Annotated in this window: 21 protein-coding genes; 5 read left to right on the top strand and 16 right to left on the bottom strand. The window is 66.7% G+C overall.

Annotation, left to right across the window (positions count from 1 at the left end; genetic code table 11):
* Positions 1-21: 21 nt before the first annotated feature.
* The gene (locus QFZ42_RS01620; RefSeq protein ID WP_307699273.1) at positions 22-657 is read right to left on the bottom strand and encodes a LysE/ArgO family amino acid transporter; all 636 of its coding nucleotides are present in this window, start codon (positions 655-657) and stop codon (positions 22-24) included.
* Between the two features lie 81 nt (positions 658-738).
* Between QFZ42_RS01620 and QFZ42_RS01615 the strand changes: the two genes are divergently transcribed.
* On the top strand, positions 739-1,647 hold the full coding sequence (locus QFZ42_RS01615; protein WP_307699272.1) for a LysR family transcriptional regulator ArgP: 909 nt from the start codon (positions 739-741) through the stop codon (positions 1,645-1,647).
* Between the two features lie 11 nt (positions 1,648-1,658).
* Here the strand turns inward: QFZ42_RS01615 and QFZ42_RS01610 are convergent, their stop codons facing one another.
* Both QFZ42_RS01610 and QFZ42_RS01605 read right to left on the bottom strand, forming a co-directional pair.
* Complete coding sequence (locus QFZ42_RS01610) at positions 1,659-2,999, bottom strand: M16 family metallopeptidase (RefSeq protein ID WP_307699271.1); 1,341 nt, start codon at positions 2,997-2,999, stop codon at positions 1,659-1,661.
* 15 nt (positions 3,000-3,014) lie between these two features.
* Positions 3,015-4,475, bottom strand: a complete 1,461-nt coding sequence (locus QFZ42_RS01605; protein ID WP_307699270.1) for a M16 family metallopeptidase — start codon at positions 4,473-4,475, stop codon at positions 3,015-3,017.
* Positions 4,476-4,504: 29 nt separating this feature from the next.
* On the opposite strand from QFZ42_RS01605, the gene ftsY reads away from it, so the two are divergent.
* A complete protein-coding gene (ftsY, locus tag QFZ42_RS01600; RefSeq protein ID WP_307699269.1) occupies positions 4,505-5,779 on the top strand; it encodes a signal recognition particle-docking protein FtsY in 1,275 nt (424 codons plus the stop codon).
* Positions 5,780-5,806: 27 nt separating this feature from the next.
* Here ftsY and QFZ42_RS01595 read toward each other — a convergent pair whose 3' ends face one another.
* The gene (locus QFZ42_RS01595) at positions 5,807-6,631 is read right to left on the bottom strand and encodes a hypothetical protein (protein ID WP_307699268.1); all 825 of its coding nucleotides are present in this window, start codon (positions 6,629-6,631) and stop codon (positions 5,807-5,809) included.
* A gap of 356 nt (positions 6,632-6,987) precedes the next feature.
* Here QFZ42_RS01595 and QFZ42_RS01590 point away from each other — a divergent pair, with 356 nt between their 5' ends.
* Positions 6,988-7,452: an Mpo1 family 2-hydroxy fatty acid dioxygenase gene (locus QFZ42_RS01590; protein WP_307699267.1), complete on the top strand. Its 465-nt coding sequence runs from the start codon at positions 6,988-6,990 to the stop codon at positions 7,450-7,452.
* Between the two features lie 146 nt (positions 7,453-7,598).
* Positions 7,599-8,540: an RNA polymerase sigma factor RpoH gene (gene rpoH / locus QFZ42_RS01585; protein WP_307699266.1), complete on the top strand. Its 942-nt coding sequence runs from the start codon at positions 7,599-7,601 to the stop codon at positions 8,538-8,540.
* A 55-nt stretch (positions 8,541-8,595) separates the two neighbouring features.
* Here the strand turns inward: rpoH and QFZ42_RS01580 are convergent, their stop codons facing one another.
* The 6 genes from QFZ42_RS01580 to QFZ42_RS01555 are packed head-to-tail and all read right to left on the bottom strand — an operon-like array spanning position 8,596 to position 13,689.
* Positions 8,596-9,435 (bottom strand): DNA alkylation repair protein, encoded by an 840-nt coding sequence (locus tag QFZ42_RS01580; protein WP_307699265.1) that lies wholly within the window; start codon positions 9,433-9,435, stop codon positions 8,596-8,598.
* 19 nt (positions 9,436-9,454) lie between these two features.
* Complete coding sequence (locus QFZ42_RS01575; RefSeq protein ID WP_307699264.1) at positions 9,455-10,072, bottom strand: SCO family protein; 618 nt, start codon at positions 10,070-10,072, stop codon at positions 9,455-9,457.
* Positions 10,073-10,089: 17 nt separating this feature from the next.
* Positions 10,090-10,995 carry a heme o synthase gene (gene cyoE, locus QFZ42_RS01570; protein WP_307699263.1) on the bottom strand — a complete coding sequence of 302 codons (906 nt, stop codon included), beginning with the start codon at positions 10,993-10,995 and terminating at the stop codon, positions 10,090-10,092.
* Entirely contained in the window at positions 10,992-12,209 is a 1,218-nt protein-coding gene (locus QFZ42_RS01565) for a COX15/CtaA family protein (RefSeq protein ID WP_307699262.1), read from the bottom strand. The genes cyoE and QFZ42_RS01565 overlap by 4 nt, the downstream gene beginning before the upstream one ends.
* Before the next feature lie 6 nt (positions 12,210-12,215).
* Entirely contained in the window at positions 12,216-12,899 is a 684-nt protein-coding gene (locus tag QFZ42_RS01560; RefSeq protein WP_307699261.1) for an SCO family protein, read from the bottom strand.
* A complete protein-coding gene (locus QFZ42_RS01555; RefSeq protein WP_307699260.1) occupies positions 12,883-13,689 on the bottom strand; it encodes an SURF1 family protein in 807 nt (268 codons plus the stop codon). Before QFZ42_RS01555 ends, QFZ42_RS01560 begins: the two co-directional genes overlap by 17 nt.
* Positions 13,690-13,725: 36 nt before the next feature.
* Between QFZ42_RS01555 and QFZ42_RS01550 the strand changes: the two genes are divergently transcribed.
* Positions 13,726-13,947, top strand: coding sequence for a twin transmembrane helix small protein (locus QFZ42_RS01550; protein ID WP_307699259.1), 222 nt, complete (start codon positions 13,726-13,728; stop codon positions 13,945-13,947).
* Between the two features lie 74 nt (positions 13,948-14,021).
* Here the strand turns inward: QFZ42_RS01550 and QFZ42_RS01545 are convergent, their stop codons facing one another.
* The 6 genes from QFZ42_RS01545 to coxB all read right to left on the bottom strand — a co-directional run bounded on the left by QFZ42_RS01545 (position 14,022) and on the right by coxB (position 18,855).
* Complete coding sequence (locus QFZ42_RS01545) at positions 14,022-14,903, bottom strand: cytochrome c oxidase subunit 3 (RefSeq protein WP_307699258.1); 882 nt, start codon at positions 14,901-14,903, stop codon at positions 14,022-14,024.
* Between the two features lie 79 nt (positions 14,904-14,982).
* Complete coding sequence (locus QFZ42_RS01540) at positions 14,983-15,192, bottom strand: DUF2970 domain-containing protein (RefSeq protein ID WP_307699257.1); 210 nt, start codon at positions 15,190-15,192, stop codon at positions 14,983-14,985.
* The gene (locus QFZ42_RS01535) at positions 15,189-15,815 is read right to left on the bottom strand and encodes a cytochrome c oxidase assembly protein (protein WP_307699256.1); all 627 of its coding nucleotides are present in this window, start codon (positions 15,813-15,815) and stop codon (positions 15,189-15,191) included. The genes QFZ42_RS01540 and QFZ42_RS01535 overlap by 4 nt, the downstream gene beginning before the upstream one ends.
* 19 nt (positions 15,816-15,834) lie before the next feature.
* Positions 15,835-15,960, bottom strand: a complete 126-nt coding sequence (locus QFZ42_RS01530) for a cytochrome oxidase small assembly protein (RefSeq protein ID WP_373423298.1) — start codon at positions 15,958-15,960, stop codon at positions 15,835-15,837.
* 23 nt (positions 15,961-15,983) lie between these two features.
* Complete coding sequence (ctaD, locus tag QFZ42_RS01525) at positions 15,984-17,621, bottom strand: cytochrome c oxidase subunit I (protein WP_307699255.1); 1,638 nt, start codon at positions 17,619-17,621, stop codon at positions 15,984-15,986.
* A 55-nt stretch (positions 17,622-17,676) separates the two neighbouring features.
* Entirely contained in the window at positions 17,677-18,855 is a 1,179-nt protein-coding gene (gene coxB / locus QFZ42_RS01520; RefSeq protein WP_307699254.1) for a cytochrome c oxidase subunit II, read from the bottom strand.
* Positions 18,856-18,891 lie beyond the last annotated feature (36 nt).

Here is an 18,891-nt window from a genome sequence, read left to right as displayed (position 1 = left end):
TTAACGCCGCCGCACCTGCCCCTACGCCCCCAGAAGAGCGCGCCGTGCCAGCAGCGCGGCAAGCACGAGCATCGTGCCGCCGATCAGCGCGTCGAGCACCTGCCAGGCACGCGGACGCGCGAACATCGGGGCCAGCCAGCGCGCACCAAAGCCCAGCGCCGAGAACCACAGCGCGCTGGCAAGCGCCGAACCCGCGACGAACCAGGCCTTGAGCGAACCGCCGTACTGGGCGCCGGTGCTGCCCACCAGCAGCACGGTGTCGAGGTACACATGCGGATTCAGCAGCGTGAAGCCCGCCGCCTGCGCCAGCACGGCGGCACGCGAGAGCGACGCGCCCTGTGGCGCGGCATGGAGCGCGCCCGCCTGCCGCGAACGCCACAGTGCGCGCCCACCATACGCACCCAGGAACAGCGCACCAAGCGCCGCGAGCGCAGTGGCCACGGCGGGCCGCCCTTGGAGCGCCTGCGCCATCCCGGCGACGCCGGCCGTGATCAGGACCGCATCGCTCACCGCGCAGAACAGCACCACGGCGCTCACATGCTCGCGCCGCAATCCTTGACGCAGCACGTACGCGTTCTGCGCGCCGATCGCGACGATGAGCACCAGGCTCATGAAGAGCCCGTTGGCGAATGCGGTGGTGATTTGTGCGGTGACCATGGCGCCAGCTTGCCGCTGCGCGCGAATTAACTCAAACTAAACTTCCTAAGCCATATTCAGTTTTACTAATTTCAAGGAACCATGCTCGACTACGCCGCCCTGAACGCATTGGCCGCCGTGGTGCGCGAAGGCAGTTTCGAGCGCGCGGCCCGCGCTCTGAATGTCACGCCGTCGGCGGTCTCCCAGCGCGTGAAGCTGCTCGAGGAGCGCACGGGCGGCGCGCTGCTGGTGCGCGGCCAGCCGTGCGTGGCCACGGAGGCCGGCCAACAGCTCTGCCGCCACTTCGAGCGCGTCGGCATGCTGGAGCACGAGCTGCGCGACGCGCTGCCCGCCCTCGGCATGGGAGGCAACGAGCGCGAGCGCGTCACGGTGCGGGTGGCGGTGAACGCCGACAGCCTGGCCACCTGGTTCATGGCGGCCGCCTCGGCCTTTGCGAAGCAGGAAGAATCCGCCCTGCTCGACCTGACCGTGGACGACCAGGACCACACCGCCGAACGCCTGCGAAGCGGCACCGTGCTGGCCGCGGTCACGGCGTTGGCGCAGCCGGTGGCCGGCTGCAACAGCGAGGCGCTGGGCACCATGCACTACGTGGCGGCCGCAAGCCCGGAGTTCGTGCGCCGGTATTTCGCCAAGGGCGTGGGTGCGCGCACATTGGCCCATGGGCCAAGCCTGGTGTTCGACCGCAAGGACCGGTTGCAGGCACGCTGGGTGCGGCGCATCTGCCACCGCAGCATCGAGACACCGCGGCACTGGCTGCCCTCGGCACATGGTTTCCTTGAAGCGGCGCGCGCCGGCATGGGCTGGGGCATGCTTCCCGCCAGCATGGCGGCCGATGCGATGCGCGCGGGCGAACTGGTGGAGCTGGTGCCCGGCTCGGCGTTGCAGGTGCCGCTCTACTGGCAGCAGGCGCGCGCGGCGCCGCAGCTCCTGGAACGCCTCAGGGCCGCGGTGCGTGCGGCCGCTGCAAGCGGCGCGCACGCCCTGCGCTGAAACGCTTCTGCCTACTTGCCGCCCACCACCACCGTCACCATGCGCTCGGGCTGCAGCTTGCGCGCAAAGGCGGCCCGGACCTCGGCCGCGGTGACCGCGTTCATGCGCGCGGTCCAGGTGTCGAGGTAGTCGAGCGGCAGGTCGTGCCAGGCAATGTTGGCCACGTTGCCGATGAGCTTGCGGTTGCTGTCCAGCAAGAGGGGGAAGCCGCCGATCAGGTTGTCCTTCGCAGCCTTGAGCTCGGCGGCGGTCGGGCCTTCGGCCACGAACTTCGCGAGCACATTGCGCGAGACTTTCACGGCCTCTTCGGCCTGGTCGGGGCGCGTCTGGAAGCCGACGCGGAACGCACCCGCATCCAGCCCCGGCGCGAAGCCGCTGTAGACGCTGTAGGCCAGGCCGCGCTTCTCGCGCACTTCGTTGGTCAGCCGCGAGACGAAGCCGCCGCCGCCCAGCACGTAGTTGCCGAGCGTGAGCGCGAAGTGGTCGGGGTCCTTGCGCGGATAGCCGGGTTGCCCGATCCAGACATGGGCCTGGGCCGAAGCGAACGGAATGCGCTCGTCCTTCGGCGCCGTCAGCGCGGCCACCGGCGCGATGGCGGGCAGCGGCGTGCAGGCCTCGGGGCCGGGCAGCCGCGAGAGCAGCGCGGTGGCCATGGCTTCGGCCTCGGCGCGGGTCACGGCACCGACGATGCTGAGCTTGGCCCGGCACGGCATGACGAGCTGCTGGTAGCGCTGCCGCATGGCCGCGGTGTCGATCCGCGCCAGCGTGGCTTCGGTGACTTCCTGCCCGTAGGGGTGGCTGCCGTAGACGCCCTGCGCGAAGGCACGGCCCGCAATGGTTGCCGGCTTGGTGTTGGCCTCCTTCAGCGACGCGTTGATGCGCTCGCGCTCGCGCTGCCAGATGTCGTCGGGAAAGGCCGGTTCGCCGATCTCGCGTGACGCGAGCGTGACGACCTTGGCCAGCAGCGCCGGGTCGGACAGGGTGCGCAGCGAGTAGCTGGCGCGATCGGTGCCGGCGCTGGCGTTGAACTCGGCGCCCAGGTCGGCCCAGGCTTCACCCAGTGCGTTCTCGTCGAGCGCGGGCTCGCCGTTCTTGCCGGCGCGCACGCCCTTCTCGACCATGGTCGCGCTCACGCCGGCGAGGCCGGCCTGGGCCGCCGGGTCGCGCCGGCTGCCGGCGTCGAAATCGATCTGCACATCGACGATGGGTAGCGCCTGGGTCGACACAAGGTAGATCCTGGCGCCGCTCGCGAGGGTCCAGTGCTCGATGGGGAGCGCGGCTTGCGCGGCGCCCGCCACGGCGGCAACGACGGCGAACAGCGCGGGACGAAGCATTTTTTTCATTGTGGTCATGGAAATCCGGGCCTTTCAGCGCAGCTCGCCTTCGGGGGCTGCAAAACCGCGGCCGCGGGGCTTGGCTTCCGGTGGCAGGGGGCGCAAGGTGGCCACCGTGAGCTGGTCGTCGCCGAAGTACCTGGCGGCCACCGCCTGCACCTGGGCCGGCGTCACGGCCTGCAGCTTGGCGATGATCCGCGCGCTGGTGTCCAGCGGCAGGCCCTGCACCCAGTTGCTGCCGAGCTCGCGGGCCTGCGCCATCACTGAATCGCGCTTGTAGGTTTCGCTGGCCACCCATTGCGTCTTGACGCGCGCGAGTTCGGCCTCGCCCACGCCTTCCTTCGCGATGCGCGTCACCTCGGCCCGCAGCGCCGCCTCGACCGCCTCGGCCGTTTTTCCGTTCGCGGGAACCCCCACGAGCGTGAACAGCTGCGGCCCGCGGCCGGCCAGCCCCGAATAGGCACCCGCCGAATCGGCCACGCGGCCGGGGCCTTGGGTCAAGGCCCGGTCGAGCCGCGCGCCCGTGTAGCCGTCGAGCACGGCAGACAGCACCTCGAGCGCCCACACGTCGCTGTCGGCGGCATCGAGGGCCTCCAGCTGCGGAATGCGGAACGCGAGCGAGACGTAGGCCTGCTCGGCCGGCGCCTTGAACTCGATGCGGCGGATGCCGCGCTGCGCAGGCTCGCTGCGCGGCTTGCGCGCGGGCACGGCGCGGGAGGGAATGCTGCCGTAATACTTCTCGGCCAGCGCACGCACCTTGGCCACGTCGACGTCGCCAACCACCACCACCGCGGCGTTGGCGGGTACGTACCAGCGCCGGAAGAAGTCGCGCGCGTCGTCGGGCGTCATCGCGTCGAGATCGCTCATCCAGCCGACCACGGGGCGGTGGTAGGGCGAGGCCGTGAAGATCGCGGCGTTCTGCTGCTCGCCAAGCAATGCGCGCGGCTGGTCGTCGGTGCGCATGCGGCGCTCTTCCTTGACCACTTCGATCTCGCGCTTGAACTCGTCGTCGGACCACTGGTTGTTGGCGAAGCGGTCCGACTCGAGTTTCATGACCTGCTCGAGGCTGGCCACGGGAATCTGCTGGTAGTAGCCGGTGTAGTCGCGCGTGGTGAACGCGTTTTCCTGCCCGCCCAGCGCCGCCACGCGGCGCGAGAACTCGCCCGGCTTGATGGTCTTGGTGCCCTTGAACATCATGTGCTCGAGCACGTGGGCCACGCCCGACGTGCCGTCGACCTCGTCGACGGAGCCCACGCGAACCCAGACCATCTGCACCGCGGTCGGCGCGCGCCTGTCGGGCAGCACCAGCAGCGTCATGCCGTTGGCAAGGGTGAACTGCTGCGGAGCGGTTGCCGCTGCGGCAGCTGAACCGGAGGTGGATGGAACGGCGGGAGCCGGAGTGGACTGGGCCTGAGCAGGCATGGCCCACAGCGCCGAAAGCGCCATTGCCAGCACCGCACCAGACGCAGCACGGCGTGGCGAGGGGTGTTTCATAGAATGGGTCGGATTGTAAAAAGCTCCCGATGTTCAGTTTCTTCAAGAAAAAACCGCCCGCAGAATCTCCCGCCGCACCGGAGCCCTCCCCGGTAGCCGAGCCGGCACCGGCCCCGGCCCCCGAGGCTGCGCCCGCGCGTTCGGTGTTCTCGCCGTCGAGCTGGTTCGGCTCGAAGCCGGCCGCGGAAGAACCCGCGCCGCCACCCCCGGTCGCACCTGCACCTTCAATGCCGCCCGTCGTGGCGCCACCACCTCCGCTGCCTGCCGCTGTTCCAGCTGCGGCGCCCCTCGCACCAGCCGCCATGCCAGTGCCGGTGCCGACGCCTGCTCCCACCCAGCCGCCGGCCCCACTGCCGCCGCCCCCGCCCGCCGCAGCGCCCGTGGCCGAGGCCGCCATGCCTGCCGAGCGCAAGGGTTGGTTCGACAAGCTCAAGACCGGCCTGCGCAAGACCGGCACCGGCATCCAGGCGGTGTTCGTCAACGCGCAGATCGACGAAGCGCTGTACGAAGAGCTCGAATCGGCCCTGCTGATGGCCGACACCGGCGTCAAGGCTACCGAGTTCCTGCTCGACGACCTGCGGGGCCGCGTCAAGCGCCAGATGGCGACCGACGCCGCGCAGGTCAAGCGGCTGCTGGCCGACGCCATCACCGATCTGCTCCAGCCGCTCGAAAAACCGCTCGTCATCGGCCAGTTCTCGCCGACGGTGATCATGGTGGCCGGCGTCAACGGCGCGGGCAAGACCACCTCGATCGGCAAGCTCACCAAGCACCTGGCCAGCGAGGGCGCCTCGGTGCTGCTCGCCGCGGCCGACACCTTCCGGGCGGCGGCGCGCGAGCAGCTGCTGGTCTGGGCCGACCGCAACACGGTCGAGATCGTGAGCCAGGAAGGCGGCGACCCCTCCGCCGTGAGCTTCGACGCGGTCACCGCCGGCAAGGCGCGCGGCAAGGACGTGGTGCTGGTCGACACCGCGGGCCGCCTGCCGACGCAGCTGCACCTGATGGACGAGCTCAAGAAGATCAAGCGCGTGGTCACCAAGGCCGACGCCTCGGCGCCGCACGAGGTGCTGCTGGTGATCGACGGCAACACCGGCCAGAACGCCCTGGCACAGGTCAAGGCCTTCGACGAAACGCTGGGCCTCACCGGCCTGGTCGTGACCAAGCTCGACGGCACGGCCAAGGGCGGCGTGCTCTGCGCCATTGCGCGCGAGCGGCCGATCCCGGTTTACTTCATCGGCGTGGGCGAGAAGCTCGAAGACCTCGAAACCTTCAACGCGCGTGAATTCGCGCTGGCGCTGCTGGGCTGAGGTGCCGCCAGCAGGGCCAGCCGCCGCTCAGAAGCCGAAGAGCGAGCGGGTATCGCAGAGAAGGCCGGTGCAGTTGGCCGGCCGGATGTAGAGCGTCCTGATCTGGCCGCTTGGCAGCGCGTAGTCGCCCACCAGGGCGTTGCCCTTGGCACCTTCGGCATTCGCCTGCGCGACGTAGTCTGAGCTGTTGCCCGCGGGCTGCAGGTTCTGGTAGCTGAACGTGGCCGATTGCGACAGGTCCTTCTCGTAGAGCAGCCGCGTGCCGTCCGAGAAAACGTAACCCGTCTTGAACCGGAAGCCCCGAGCGCCTTGGGCCTCGAACTGCGCCAGGAAGTCGGCATCGGTGCCGGGCTGGCCCAGCGCTTCATAGCCGTAGGTGGCGCTGCCTTGCGCGTCCTTTTGATAGACCAGCACCGTGGTCCCGCCAACCATGTAGCCGCCGCCTACGCTGTAGTAGCCGTTGCCGCCCTGGACGTTGACTTGCGCCAGATAGCCGGCGCTGTCGGCGGGCGACGCCAGCACGGCATAGGTGTAGGTCGACGCGGAGTTGTTGTCCTTGCGATGGAGCGCGCGGACCTGGCCGCCGACCGAGTACGGACCGCCCCACTGGAAGCCCCTGGCGCCCTGGGCATTCAACTGGTCCTGAAGCTCGGCCACGGAGCTTGCGACCGGCAGCAGCTCGAAGGCATAGGCGGTCTCGGCATCCTTCGCGTAGGCCTCGACGACCTCCACGCTGGTGGGGCTGGTGGTGAAAGCAAAACCGCCGAAGAAGCGGAAAGACCTTGTGCCCTGCGCATTGAGTCGATCGAAAAACGCCGGAACGTCGGTGGTGGGCGGCAAAGCCTCGTACATGAAAGTACGCGTGGCCGGGGCCGGGGCCGGGGTCGGGGTCGGAGCCGGAGCCGGAGCCGGAGCGGGCGATGGTGCGGGAGCGGGCGCCGGTGCAGGCGCCGGTACCATCGGCAAGCCGGTGAACCCACCGCCGCCATCGCCTCCTCCCCCGCAAGCCGCCAAAGTCGCGGCAAGCGCCGATATCCAAAGTTTTGCTTGCATGAAATCTCTCCCTGGGAACATTGATGTGTGTGACCGCGCAAAGGTAAAGTCCGACGGACCGGCACACCAGTGCCAAAAGTCATGAGGCGCCGACGGGCGCGAGTTCGCTCAGGATCCGAAATAGCTTGCCGGTGAACGGCGCTTTGGAGACAAACATGATGCACACCGCCGACGCGCCCTTGGCAGCGGGCGACCGCAAAGTCGACCGGCTGCTGGCCCACTATGGCGAAAGCCATCGCCATCCGACCAACGAGCTGATTCACTTCGCCGCGATCCCGGCGATCATGCTGAGCATCGTCGGCCTGCTGTTTGCGCTGCATCCCTGGGTGGCCTACGGCTTCGTGGCGGCGAGCCTGGTTTACTACGCCACCCTTCGCTCCCCGGCGTTTCTGGTCACCATGCTGATTGGCACGGCCCTGGTGCTGGCCGTGGTTCATGCCATGGGAAGCCTTGTACTGCCGGTTTCCGCCGCCATCTTCGTGGTGGCATGGGTTTTCCAGTTCATCGGCCACAAGGTCGAGGGCAGGAAACCTTCGTTCTTCGAAGACATCCAATACCTCTGGGTGGGGCCCCTGTTCGTACTCTCGCGGCTGTTTGTGCGGCTGGGTATCCGCTGGTAAGCCCCGGGTCGGACGGCGCCGCAGGCCGGACCGCTGGCCCGCTGACAAGGTTGGCTATCGGCGCGATAGAAACTAAGGGGGAACCCTTGCCTTAGCACTCCCTCTAATCGAGTGCTAATATGCCTGACACAAAGGAGTTTCCCCTGATGACCACGCTGTCTGGAGCCTCTGCCAACCAGCTCGCCGTCGCCAATCCATGGTCGATGGTGCCCCCGCTGGGCAACTTGGATGCTTATATTTCGGCCGCCAACCGCCTGCCGATGCTCACGCTCGAAGAAGAGCAGGGCTTCGCACGCCGTTTGCGCGACAACAACGACCTGGAAGCGGCGGGTGCGCTGATCCTCTCGCACCTGCGCCTCGTGGTGTCCATTTCCCGCCAGTACCTGGGTTACGGCCTGCCTCACGGCGACCTGATCCAGGAGGGCAATGTCGGTCTCATGAAGGCCGTGAAGCGTTTCGACCCCGACCAGGGCGTGCGGCTCGTGAGCTACGCCATGCACTGGATCAAGGCCGAGATTCACGAGTACATCCTGAAGAACTGGCGCATGGTCAAGGTCGCGACGACCAAGGCCCAGCGCAAGCTGTTCTTCAACCTGCGCTCGATGAAGCAGGGCTTCAAGGCCGAATCGGCCGCGGCCGACAACGGCACGCACCGCGACACGCTGAGCCCCGACGAAGTGTCGCAAATGGCGACCCGGCTCAACGTCAAACCCGAAGAAGTGCTCGAAATGGAAACCCGCCTGTCGGGCGGCGACGTGCTGCTCGATCCGGGTCCGTCGGACGACGGCGACGAAGCCTTCGGCCCGATCGCCTACCTGGCCGACGCCACGCAGGAGCCGACCGCCCTGCTCGAATCGCAGCAGCGCGACCGACTCTCGAGCGACGGCATCGCCACCGCGCTCGAAGCGCTGGACGACCGCAGCCGCCGCATCGTGGAAGAACGCTGGCTCAAGGTCAACGACGACGGTTCGGGCGGCATGACGCTGCACGACCTGGCGGCGGTGTACGGCGTGAGCGCCGAGCGCATTCGCCAGATCGAAGTCGCCGCCATGAAGAAGATGAAGAAGGCGCTGGCCGACTACGCCTGAGCCGCGTCGCCGCGTTTCACCCGAACAAGCCCGGCCGAGTGCCGGGCTTTTTCATTCATGCCTGCTTGGCCAGCGTTCGCAGCGCCCGCTTGGCGATGTAGCGGGTTGCTGGGCTGTCCGATTCGGCCGTCCAGCGCGCGCAGAGCCGGTCGACCCACTCGGGCTGGGTCTTGCTCGCGTCGTTGAGCCAGTTGGCCACCGAGTTCTGCACGTAGCGGCTGGCATCGGCCCGCAGCGGCTCGAGGAGCGGCAACGCGCGCCAGGGTTCGGCCTTGAGCGCCTCGATCTGCGCGCACCACACGCCCCGCGGACGCGTGAGTTCGCTGGCAAAGCGGCGGATGTTCGGATCGGCGTCGGCCGCCCACGGCTGCAACAGCGCGATCGACTCGTCGAGCGAGCCGATGACCGCGTCGCGCACGGCCATCCAGGCGATTTCGCGCACGCCGAAGTGCGGGTCGGCGGCAAAGCGGCGCACGGCTTCGAGCTGCGCTGCCAGTGGCAGGCCCGACAGCGTGACCCACTGCGCGGCCCAGCAGCGCGCCACGTCGCTCGCGTGCGTGGCGAGCCGGTGCGCGACGGCATCGCGCTCGGCATGCAGCGCCGCCATGTCGTAGAGCGCCCGCGCAATGTGGCCGTGCCGCTGCATCGGCTTGAAGACGCCGAGCATGGCCAGCGTGTCCAGCAGCCGCTCGCTCGCCGGATCGAGGCCGATATGGCCTGCGACCCTGCGCGCGAGTTGCGGCAGTTCGAGCGCCAGGAATTCGTTGAGGTTGACGGTTTCGAGCAACCCGTCATTCAGCGCGCGCAGCACCTCGGGCGGAATGAGCGCGATGCGGAACGCACCCTTGCGCGTCTTCAGGCGATCGACCGGGGCAAGGGCTGCGACAGCGTCCATCGGTTGAAGAAAAAACCGCTCAGGCCTTGAGCAGCGCCTTCACGTCGGACACCATGGGGGCCACGCCGGCACCGTAGCGCGCGTAGAGCCGCAGCCGGCCCTGGGTGTCGTAGACGAAACTGGCGGCGGAATGGTCCATCGAGTAGCTCGTGGGCGTCTTGCCCTCGACCTTCTTGTAATAAGCCTTGAACTCCTTGGCGGTCGCGGCGAGCTGTTCGGTCGTAGGAATCAGCGCAACAAAAGTCGGGTCGAACGCGCCCATGTAGGCCTTGAGCACCTCGGGCGTGTCGCGTGCCGGATCGACCGTGACGAACAGCACCTGGAGCTTGTCGCCGTCGCTGCCGAGCTGCTGCTTGACCTGGGCCATTTCGGTCATGGTGGTCGGGCAGACGTCAGGGCACTGTGCGTAGCCGAAGAACAGCACCACCACCTTGCCCCTGAAATCGGCCATGGTGCGAACCTTGCCGTCGGCGTCCTTCAGCGAGAAGTCCTTGGCGTAGTCCGCGCCCGTGATGTCGACCGCATTGAAGCTCGGCTTGGGTTCGCTGCAGGCGGAAAGTCCGAGGCCAAGAACCGCGGCGGTGCCCGCCCATCCCGCACCGCCGGCAATCAATCTGAGAGCATTTCGCTTGTTCATGGACAGGGACATTTCAATCAGCGGAGATAGTGGTCGACGAGCAATGCCGCGAACAGCACGCTCAGGTGAATCAGCGAAAACCGGAAGGTCTTGCGCGCCAGCGTGTCGGAGTAGTTGCGCCAGAGCGCGAAGGCATAGCCCGTGAAACCGATGCTGACCCCCACCGCCACCGCCAGGTAGAGCCAGCCGCTCATGCCGTAGATGAAAGGCATCAGGCAGGCCGCGAACAGGATGAAGGTGTACAGCAGCACCTGCAGCCGCGTGAACTCGTTGCCGTGCGTGACAGGCAGCATCGGCAGCCCGGCCTTGCGGTAGTCCTCGACACGGTAGAGCGCGAGCGCCCAGAAATGCGGCGGCGTCCAAAGGAAGATGATCAAAAACAGGATCAGCGCTTCGGGACCCACGTCGCCGGTCATCGCGGCCCAGCCGAGCACCGGCGGCATCGCACCCGAGGCGCCGCCGATCACGATGTTCTGCGGCGTCAGCGGCTTGAGGATGACGGTGTAGATCACCGCATAGCCGACGAAGGTGGCAAAGGTCAGCCACATGGTGAGGGGGTTGACCTTGAACCACAGCAGCGCCGAGCCGGCCACGCACAGCAGCGCGGAAAACGCCAAGGCCTGCAGATCGCTGAGCTGCCCGCGCGCCGTGGGACGCCAGGCGGTGCGCTTCATCTTGGCATCGATGCCCTTCTCGACCAGGCAGTTGAACGCCGCCGCCGCGCCCGCCACCAGCCAGATGCCGATGCAGGCCAGCACGGCGCGCTGCACATCGGCCCACGCCGGCAAGCCCGGCACGGCCAGCACCATGCCGATGAGCGCGCAGAAAACGATCAGCTGCACCACGCGCGGCTTGGTCAGCGCATAGAACTGGCGCAGAACATTGGCGGTGCTTGTCTGCTGCACGGAAATCGGCGTGCTCACGCGGTGGCCTCCCTCTGGTTGTCATGTGGGGCGCCGAGCGCCTTGTCTTTGTTGTGTACGGTTGCAGCGGCGGTCTCGCGGCGGCTTTCGCAGATGGCCCAGGTCAGCACCACGGCCAGCGCCGCGGCGCCGCCGGTGTGCAGCACGGCGGCGGCAAGCGGCCAGCCGAGCAGCACGTTGCCAAGACCGGTGGCGAGCTGGAGCAAGGCGAGCCCCGCGAGCCATCCGGCTTGGGGCCGCAGCGGCTCGATGCGGCGCAAGCGCCACGCGAGCACGCCCAGGGCGGCGAACACAGCGTATGCCATCAGCCGGTGCGCGTAATGAATGGCGGTGAGTGCGGAAAAATCGAGTGGTGCGCCGCTGCCGGTCACGCCCAGATGGCGCCAGATCTCGAAGCCCTGTGCAAAATTCATCGGCGGCCACCAGCTGCCTTGGCAGGTCGGAAACTGGGTACAGGCCAGCACGGCGTAATTGGTGCTGACCCAGCCGCCGAGCGCAATCTGCAGCAGGAGCAGTGCCGACGTGGCGATCAGCCCATTGCGCAGCGCAGGCGATACAACCGTGGGCAAGCGGTCCGCGGCAGCCTGCCGGTAGCGCACGGCCTGGATGCACAGCAGCACCAGCAGCACCACGGCGCCCAGCAGGTGCAGCGTGACGATGGCGGGAAACAGTTTCCAGGTGACCGTCAGCGCACCGAATGCACCCTGCAGGCAGACCCAGACCAGCGTCAGCGCCGGCCACCATGCGCTGAGCGTGGCGTGCTCGCCCTCCACCGGCACAGGCAGGCGAAGCTGGCGACGCCGCACGATCCAGGTGGCGCCCGCGAGCGCCAGGATGAGCACGCCGACGCCGGTGGCCAGGTAGCGGTGAACCATCTCGACCCAGGCCTTGCCGTGCGTGACCGGACCGCTCGGCTGGGCCGCCTCGGCCATTGCAATTTCGTGGCTTGCGCCGGCCGGGCTCGCGTTGCCGTAGCAACCGGGCCAATCCGGGCAGCCCAGGCCCGAATCGGTGAGCCGGGTGAAGGCGCCGAACAGCGTGAGGTCGAACGTGAGGAACAGCGTGAGCACCGTGAGCGCGTGCAGCCGGCGCGCCGGCCCGGCGCCCGCGTTGCGGCGCCACACCCACACCAGCGGCCCGAGCGCGATCAGCACACCGGCCGCCATGAGCCAGGCGATGGGCGTGAGATCGTAGAGCGAGCCGGTGTCCATCATGCGAGCTTAGCGGCCGGGCTCGTCCCAGGATGCGGAGGCGCGCAGCAGGCGGTCGAGGTCGCGCTTGGCGCGGCTGGCGCCCTTGGCGTCCATGCGGGCCGGGAAACGCATCATCCAGTTGCCCATGGGATCGACCACATACAGGTGCTCGGCCAGCGCATGGCCCGAAACAGGCGCGAACCACTTGGCAAGCTGCTCGGCCGGCACGCGCAGCACGGTGGCGCCGCGCAGGCCGTGGTCCAGGCGCGCCGGCACGGGCGCCGCGTCGCTCACGAGCCAGACGCGGTCGAGCCGGTCTTTCTCGCGGCCGAGGCTCTCGCGCAGTTGCCGCTGCAGGTACAGCTGCTGCTCGCAGAGCGCATCGCAGCTCGCATCGGCCACCGCGACCAGCAGCCACTGCCCCTTGAGAGTGGCGAGATCGACCGGCGCGCCGCTGCGGTCGGTGGCGGTGAGCACGGGCAGCACGCGCTGCGGATCGATGAGCTCGCCGTAGACGCTGCGCCCCTCGGGCCGGACCACGTAGTAGGTGAAGTACGACGCGATGACGGGGGCCGCGCACATCAGCATCACGGCGATCATCTTCCAGCGCCCGACGATCGTGCGGCGGCCCTCGGCACCGTCGAGTGCCTGGTTGGGAGACGGCATCGAATGCACCGTCAGGCCGAGCGGTTCGTCAGAGGCTGCTTGCATCACGTGCACGGCGCCTGGAGCGGCGGAAGGGGGCAATGAATTGGAACCAGACATAGAGGATGACCACGAGGGCTGAGAGCCCGAACCACTGGAATGCATAGCCGTAGTGCTTCTCCAGACCCAGGGCAGGAGCCGGCCAGTCGCGCTGCAACCCCTCGGAAGCAGGGCCGATCTGCTGCAGCGACACATCGGTTCGCAGCGGCAGCTTGGTTTCGGCGCGGAACGCTTCCAGGTCGAGATTCTGCCGGATGGGCGAAGACCCCTCGGCTTCCGGTGCCGAGGCGGCCGAGGCCGGTTTGCCGAGCTCGAACAAATGGCCGGGCGGCGGCTCGATCAGGCCGGTGACTTCGACGATGCCGGCCGGCGTCTCGACCGCACCCAACTGCGTGCGGTCGTTGAAATTGCGCTGTACCCAGCCGCGCTGCACCATCACGGTCTGGTTGCTGCCTTCCAGCGCGAAAGGGGTCAGCACGTAGAAACCGGGTACGCCGTGCATCTGCCGGTTGTCCAGGTAGACCGTCTGCGGCGTCAGCCAGAGGCCGCGCAGCCGCACGGGCCGATGCAGCGCGCCGGCCGGCTCTTCGAGCGCGAGAAACTCGGTTTGATCGAGCGGCGGCTTCTGCTTCTGGGTTTCGATCTCGGCCTGCAGCGCTTCCTTCTGTGCCGCGCGCGAAAGCTGCCAGCGGCCGAGCGACACGGTGGCGGCCAAGGTCAGCACCGCGGCCAGTGTGACCAGCAGGAAACGGCCTCGCCTCGGCACCCTGGCGGATGGAATGGGTTCCGGCATCACTGGAAGGGACGAGGCGTGCGGCCGATAATCGGGGTCATGAAATACTTCATCGCCCTGGCTTTCCTGGGCATCTTCGCGAGCCTTGCCTTCGCGCTCTTCTACATGCTGAAAGACGGGCGCAACGGACGCGCCAAAAGCGGCGGCATGGCGCGCGCGCTTACCTTTCGGATCGGCATCTCCGTGGTTTTGTTCCTCTGCATGCTGCTGGCCTGGAAACTCGGGTACATCCAGCCCACCGGGCTCCCGCTCGGCAAGTAGATGGTGCTCGTTCCACGAGAACCATGAAAAAGGCGCCTTCCGGCGCCTTTTTGTTTGTATGCCGCGCGGTTCGCTCAAAGCCAATAAACCAGCATGTAAAGGCCGAGCCACACCACGTCGACGAAGTGCCAGTACCAGGCGGCGCCTTCGAAGCCGAAATGACGCTCCGGCGTGAAGTGGCCCTTCTGCAGGCGCAGCGTGATGAACAGCAGCATCAGCATGCCGATGAACACGTGCAGGCCGTGAAAGCCGGTCAGCATGAAGAAGGTCGAACCGTACGCGCCGGAGCTGAGCTTGAGGTTCAGTTCGGTGTAGAGGTGATGGTATTCGTAGCCTTGCACGCCCAGGAAGACCACGCCGAGCACCACCGTGAGCCACATGAAACGGATGCACTGGGCGCGATGGCCGGCGCGCAGCGCATGGTGCGCGATGGTGAGCGTGACGCCCGAGCTCAGCAGGAGCGCGGTGTTGATCGTGGGCAGCCAGAACGGGCCGACGGTCTGGAACGGCTCGACGATGTCGGCCGGCGAGCCGGTCGCACCGGCGGCAATGCTGGGCCACACGGCCTTGAAGTCGGGCCAGAGCAGCGCGTTGTCGAGGCTGCCGAGCGCCGGCAGCGAGTGGGTGCGGGCCCACCACAGCGCGGTGAAGAAGGCGCCGAAGAACATCACTTCGGAGAAGATGAACCAGCTCATGCTCCAGCGGAACGAGAGGTCGATCTTGTGGCCGTACTGGCCGCTTTCGCTTTCGCCGATGGCCGTGCGGAACCACACGAACAACGTGGAAAGCCACACGACCATGCCCAGGAGCAGCGACCACGCGCCCCACTGGTGGCCGTTGATCCACTGGCCGGCGCCAAGAATCACGAAGAACAGGCCGATCGAGGCCATGACCGGGTAGGCCGATGGCCCGGGCACAAAGTAGTAGGGCGTGGTGCCGTGGGTGGTTGAACTCATATCAGCTCCTGGCTTTCTTTCTTCTCTCGATTCGATGGGTTCTGGGTGTCGTGGGCCATGCGGTTCATGCGGACGGTGCTCAGGGTGCAACCACGTAGCGCACCAGCAGCACCAGGCCGACGATGAAGACGATGACCGCGGCAAAGGCCACCGCGATGATGTGCAGCGGGTTCAGCCTGGCCAGGTCGTCCTGGTAGGCGCTTTTCTTGCGGACCCCGAAGAACGACCAGCAGACGGCCTTCACCGTGTCCCACAGCGTGGCCTTGCGCGGCGTGTTCGGAGCGGTCACGAGCGGGGCTCATGGGCAGCATTGGAAACGGCGGCGACCGGGGCCGGAGGCGTCTTGCCGCCGACTTCGAAGAACGTGTACGACAGCGTGATCGTCTTCACGTCCTTCGAGATCTTCGGGTCGATCACGAAAGCGACGGGCCACTGCTTCTTCTCGCCCGGGTCGAGCGTGTACTGGTTGAAGCAGAAGCACTCGAGCTTGTTGAAGTATGGCGCGGCCTGCTGCGGCGCATAGCTCGGAATGGCCTGCGCCGCCATGCGGCGGTTCTGCACGTTCTGGAACTCGTACACCACGGTGTTGAGCTGGCCCGGATGCACCTCCAGCGTCCGCTCGGCGGGCTTGAAGTCCCAGAGGCCGCCGCGCACGTTGGAGTCGAACTCGACCGTGATGGTGCGGGTGGTGTCGATCTGGGTGTTGTCCGGCACGCGCACGTTCTTGCCGCCGCTCGCGCCGCCCGGCACCTCGAGCTCGTTGAGCGCGAGGATGTTGATGCCGGTCATTTCGCAAATGGCGCGATAGAGCGGCACCAGCGCATAGCCGAACGCGAACATGCCGCAGGCCACGACGGCCAGCTTGCCGACCATGCGGACATTGGCGCGCTTGATGCGTTGACCGAGGCTCATGCGTACGGCTCCGTTCGTTTCAGCGGCCGCTGAACCAGATCATGCGGACCAGGAATCCGAGGAAGAACAGCACGGCGATGGAGGCCAGCGTGAGCCCCATGCGTCGGTTGTTCTTTCTTTGTTCGGGCGTGGTCATTGTGGTCATGCGGGCCGGTGGCCGTGAAGCGCTCAGCCGATCACCTTGGTGGCGGTCGCATCGAGCTTGGGCGGGTTCTCGAAGGTGTGGAAAGGCGCGGGCGAAGGCACTTCCCACTCGAGGCCTTCAGCGGCTTCCCACGGCTTCTGCGGTGCCTTCTCGCCCTTGCCGAGCATGGTCGGCAGCACGATGAAGAAGAAGAAATAGACCTGGGCAAGACCGAAGGCGAAGGCGCCGATCGATGCCACCGCGTTGAAGTCGGCGAACTGCATCGGGTAGTCGGCATAGCGGCGCGGCATGCCCGCCAGGCCCAGGAAGTGCATCGGGAAGAAGGTGACGTTGAACGAGATCAGCGACCACCAGAAGTGGAGCTTGCCGCGCGCTTCGTTGTACATCACGCCCGTCCACTTGGGGGCCCAGTAGTAGTAGCCCGCAAACATCGCATAGAGCGAACCGGCCACGAGCACGTAGTGGAAGTGAGCCACCACGTAGTAGGTGTCCTGCAGCTGAATGTCGATCGGGGCAATGGCCAGGATGAGGCCGGTGAACCCGCCCATCGTGAACACGAAGATGAAGCCCACGGCGAACAGCATTGGGGTCTCGAAAGTCATCGAGCCCTGCCACATGGTCGCGATCCAATTGAAGATCTTCACGGCCGTCGGCACCGCGATCAGCATGGTCGCGTACATGAAGAACAGCTGGCCCGTGACCGGCATGCCGGTCGTGAACATGTGGTGCGCCCAGACGATGAACGACAGGATCGCGATCGACGAGGTGGCATACACCATCGAGGCGTAGCCGAACAGGCGCTTGCGCGAGAAGGCCGGCACGATCTGGCTGATGATGCCGAAGGCCGGCAAGATCATGATGTAGACCTCGGGGTGGCCGAAGAACCAGAAGATGTGCTGGTACATCACCGGGTCGCCGCCGCCGGCGGGGTTGAAGAAGCTGGTGCCGAAGTGGCGGTCGGTCAGCGTCATGGTGATGGCGCCTGCGAGCACGGGCATCACGGCGATCAGCAGGTAGGCGGTGATGAGCCAGGTCCAGCAGAACATCGGCATCTTCATCAGCGTCATGCCGGGCGCGCGCATGTTCAGGATGGTGACGATGATGTTGATCGAACCCATGATCGACGAGGCGCCCATGATGTGCATCGCGAAGATGCCGGCGTCCATCGAGGGGCCCATTTGCAGCGTGAGCGGTGCGTAGAGCGTCCAGCCGGCAGCGGGTGCGCCGCCGGGCATGAAGAACGAACCCACGAGCATCAGCGCGGCGGGAATCAGCAGCCAGAAGCTGAAGTTGTTCATGCGCGCGAACGCCATGTCGGATGCGCCGATCTGCAGCGGGATCATCCAGTTCGCAAAGCCCACGAACGCCGGCATGATGGCGCCGAACACCATGATCAGGCCGTGCATGGTGGTGAACTGGTTGAACAGCTCGGGGTTCACCAGCTGCAGGCCGGGCTGGAACAGCTCGGCGCGGATCATCAACGCGAGCACGCCGCCCACCATCAGCATGGTGAAGCTGAACAGCAGGTAGAGCGTGCCGATGTCCTTGTGGTTGGTGGCGAACACCCAGCGGCGCCAGCCGGTGGGCGCTGCATGGTGCTCGTCGTGTTCGTGTGCGTGGCCGTCGTGGGCGTGACCGTGGGGGTCGAGGACTGCACTCATTTCGTTGTTCCTTGCAATTTCTTCGTCGCGGGGCGCTTGGGCTCGATCTTCACGATCACTTGCCGCGCAGGGCCAGAACTTCGGCCGGCTGCACCAGCTGGCCCGTCTTGTTCGACCAGCTGTTCTTGGTATAGGTGGCGACCGCCGCGAGGTCGGTGTCGCTCAGTTGCTTCCACGAGGGCATCGCGCCGTTGTTCTGGCCGTTGAGCAGCACCAGCAGCTGGACCTTGTGGTCGGCGTCGAGCACCTTGGGGCTGGCGTCGAGCGGCTTGATCGGGCCTGCGCCCTTGCCGTTGGCCTGGTGGCAGGCCGCGCAGTTGGAGGCATAGACCTTCTCGCCGCGTGCGAGCATGTCGGGCAGCGTCCAGACCTTGCTTGGGTCGTCGAGCTTGGCCGCGGCTTCCTTGCGCTTGGTGTCGACCCACGCCGTGTAGTCGGCGGCCGAAACCACCTTCACGTGGATGGGCATGTAGGCGTGTTCCTTGCCGCAGAGTTCCTGGCACTGACCGTAGTAGTCGCCCACGGTTTCGGCTCGGAACCAGGTGTCGCGCACGAAGCCCGGAACGGCGTCTTGCTTGATACCGAGCTGGGGCACGGCAAACGCGTGGATCACGTCGTTGGCGGTGGTGATGATGCGGACCTTCTTCTGAACCGGCACGACCATCGGGTTGTCGACCTTGAAGAGGTAGTCGTCGGGCATGACGCCCTTGGCACCGGCGTCGGACATGGCACGCTGCGAGCTGTCGAGCGTGGAGATGAAGGCCAGGCCCTCGCCTTCGCCGTTCAGGTAGTCGTAGCCCCACTTCCACTGGTAGCCGGTGGTCTTGATGGTGAGGTCGGCGTTGGTGGTGTCCTTCTGGGCCACGAGCACCTTGGTGGCCGGCAGCGCCATCACGATCACGATGATGAAGGGCACGATGGTCCAGATGACCTCGACCACCACCGATTCATGGAAGTTGGCCGCCTTGTGGCCGACCGACTTGCGGTGCTTCCAGATCGAATAGAACATGACCGCGAAGACGGCAATGAAGATGACCGTGCACAGGATCATCATCACCGTGTGCAGGAAATGCTGTTCCTGCGCAATCTTGGTCACGCCAAGCGGCAGATTCAGCTGGCGCACCGAGGGGCCGCCGGGCAGATCGTTGACTGCGTGCGCCGCGCCGCTGAAAGCCGCGCCGGCCGCCAGCAACAGATTCGCCGGCCTGTACTTGTTGCGCCAAATGCTCTTCATCGTGTTCACGTTTCTCAATTTTTTCAACAAACCCAA

The organism is Variovorax paradoxus (assembly GCF_030815855.1).
GTDB classification, from domain to species: domain Bacteria; phylum Pseudomonadota; class Gammaproteobacteria; order Burkholderiales; family Burkholderiaceae_C; genus Variovorax; species Variovorax paradoxus_M.
The sequence above is the reverse complement of the archived record's forward strand: the minus strand, read 5'-3'. Positions and strand labels throughout refer to the sequence as shown.

Excerpts from the sequence above, each read along its gene's own strand:
- QFZ42_RS01620 (WP_307699273.1), bottom strand. The coding sequence starts at position 657 with ATGGTCACCGCACAAATCACCACCGCATTCGCCAACGGGCTCTTCATG.
- QFZ42_RS01615 (WP_307699272.1), top strand. The coding sequence starts at position 739 with ATGCTCGACTACGCCGCCCTGAACGCATTGGCCGCCGTGGTGCGCGAA.
- QFZ42_RS01610 (WP_307699271.1), bottom strand. The coding sequence starts at position 2,999 with ATGACCACAATGAAAAAAATGCTTCGTCCCGCGCTGTTCGCCGTCGTT.
- QFZ42_RS01605 (WP_307699270.1), bottom strand. The coding sequence starts at position 4,475 with ATGAAACACCCCTCGCCACGCCGTGCTGCGTCTGGTGCGGTGCTGGCA.
- ftsY (WP_307699269.1), top strand. The coding sequence starts at position 4,505 with ATGTTCAGTTTCTTCAAGAAAAAACCGCCCGCAGAATCTCCCGCCGCA.
- QFZ42_RS01595 (WP_307699268.1), bottom strand. The coding sequence starts at position 6,631 with ATGTACGAGGCTTTGCCGCCCACCACCGACGTTCCGGCGTTTTTCGAT.
- QFZ42_RS01590 (WP_307699267.1), top strand. The coding sequence starts at position 6,988 with ATGATGCACACCGCCGACGCGCCCTTGGCAGCGGGCGACCGCAAAGTC.
- rpoH (WP_307699266.1), top strand. The coding sequence starts at position 7,599 with ATGACCACGCTGTCTGGAGCCTCTGCCAACCAGCTCGCCGTCGCCAAT.
- QFZ42_RS01580 (WP_307699265.1), bottom strand. The coding sequence starts at position 9,435 with ATGGACGCTGTCGCAGCCCTTGCCCCGGTCGATCGCCTGAAGACGCGC.
- QFZ42_RS01575 (WP_307699264.1), bottom strand. The coding sequence starts at position 10,072 with ATGAACAAGCGAAATGCTCTCAGATTGATTGCCGGCGGTGCGGGATGG.
- QFZ42_RS01565 (WP_307699262.1), bottom strand. The coding sequence starts at position 12,209 with ATGATGGACACCGGCTCGCTCTACGATCTCACGCCCATCGCCTGGCTC.
- QFZ42_RS01560 (WP_307699261.1), bottom strand. The coding sequence starts at position 12,899 with ATGCAAGCAGCCTCTGACGAACCGCTCGGCCTGACGGTGCATTCGATG.
- QFZ42_RS01550 (WP_307699259.1), top strand. The coding sequence starts at position 13,726 with ATGAAATACTTCATCGCCCTGGCTTTCCTGGGCATCTTCGCGAGCCTT.
- QFZ42_RS01545 (WP_307699258.1), bottom strand. The coding sequence starts at position 14,903 with ATGAGTTCAACCACCCACGGCACCACGCCCTACTACTTTGTGCCCGGG.
- QFZ42_RS01535 (WP_307699256.1), bottom strand. The coding sequence starts at position 15,815 with ATGAGCCTCGGTCAACGCATCAAGCGCGCCAATGTCCGCATGGTCGGC.
- QFZ42_RS01530 (WP_373423298.1), bottom strand. The coding sequence starts at position 15,960 with ATGACCACAATGACCACGCCCGAACAAAGAAAGAACAACCGACGCATG.
- ctaD (WP_307699255.1), bottom strand. The coding sequence starts at position 17,621 with ATGAGTGCAGTCCTCGACCCCCACGGTCACGCCCACGACGGCCACGCA.
- coxB (WP_307699254.1), bottom strand. The coding sequence starts at position 18,855 with ATGAAGAGCATTTGGCGCAACAAGTACAGGCCGGCGAATCTGTTGCTG.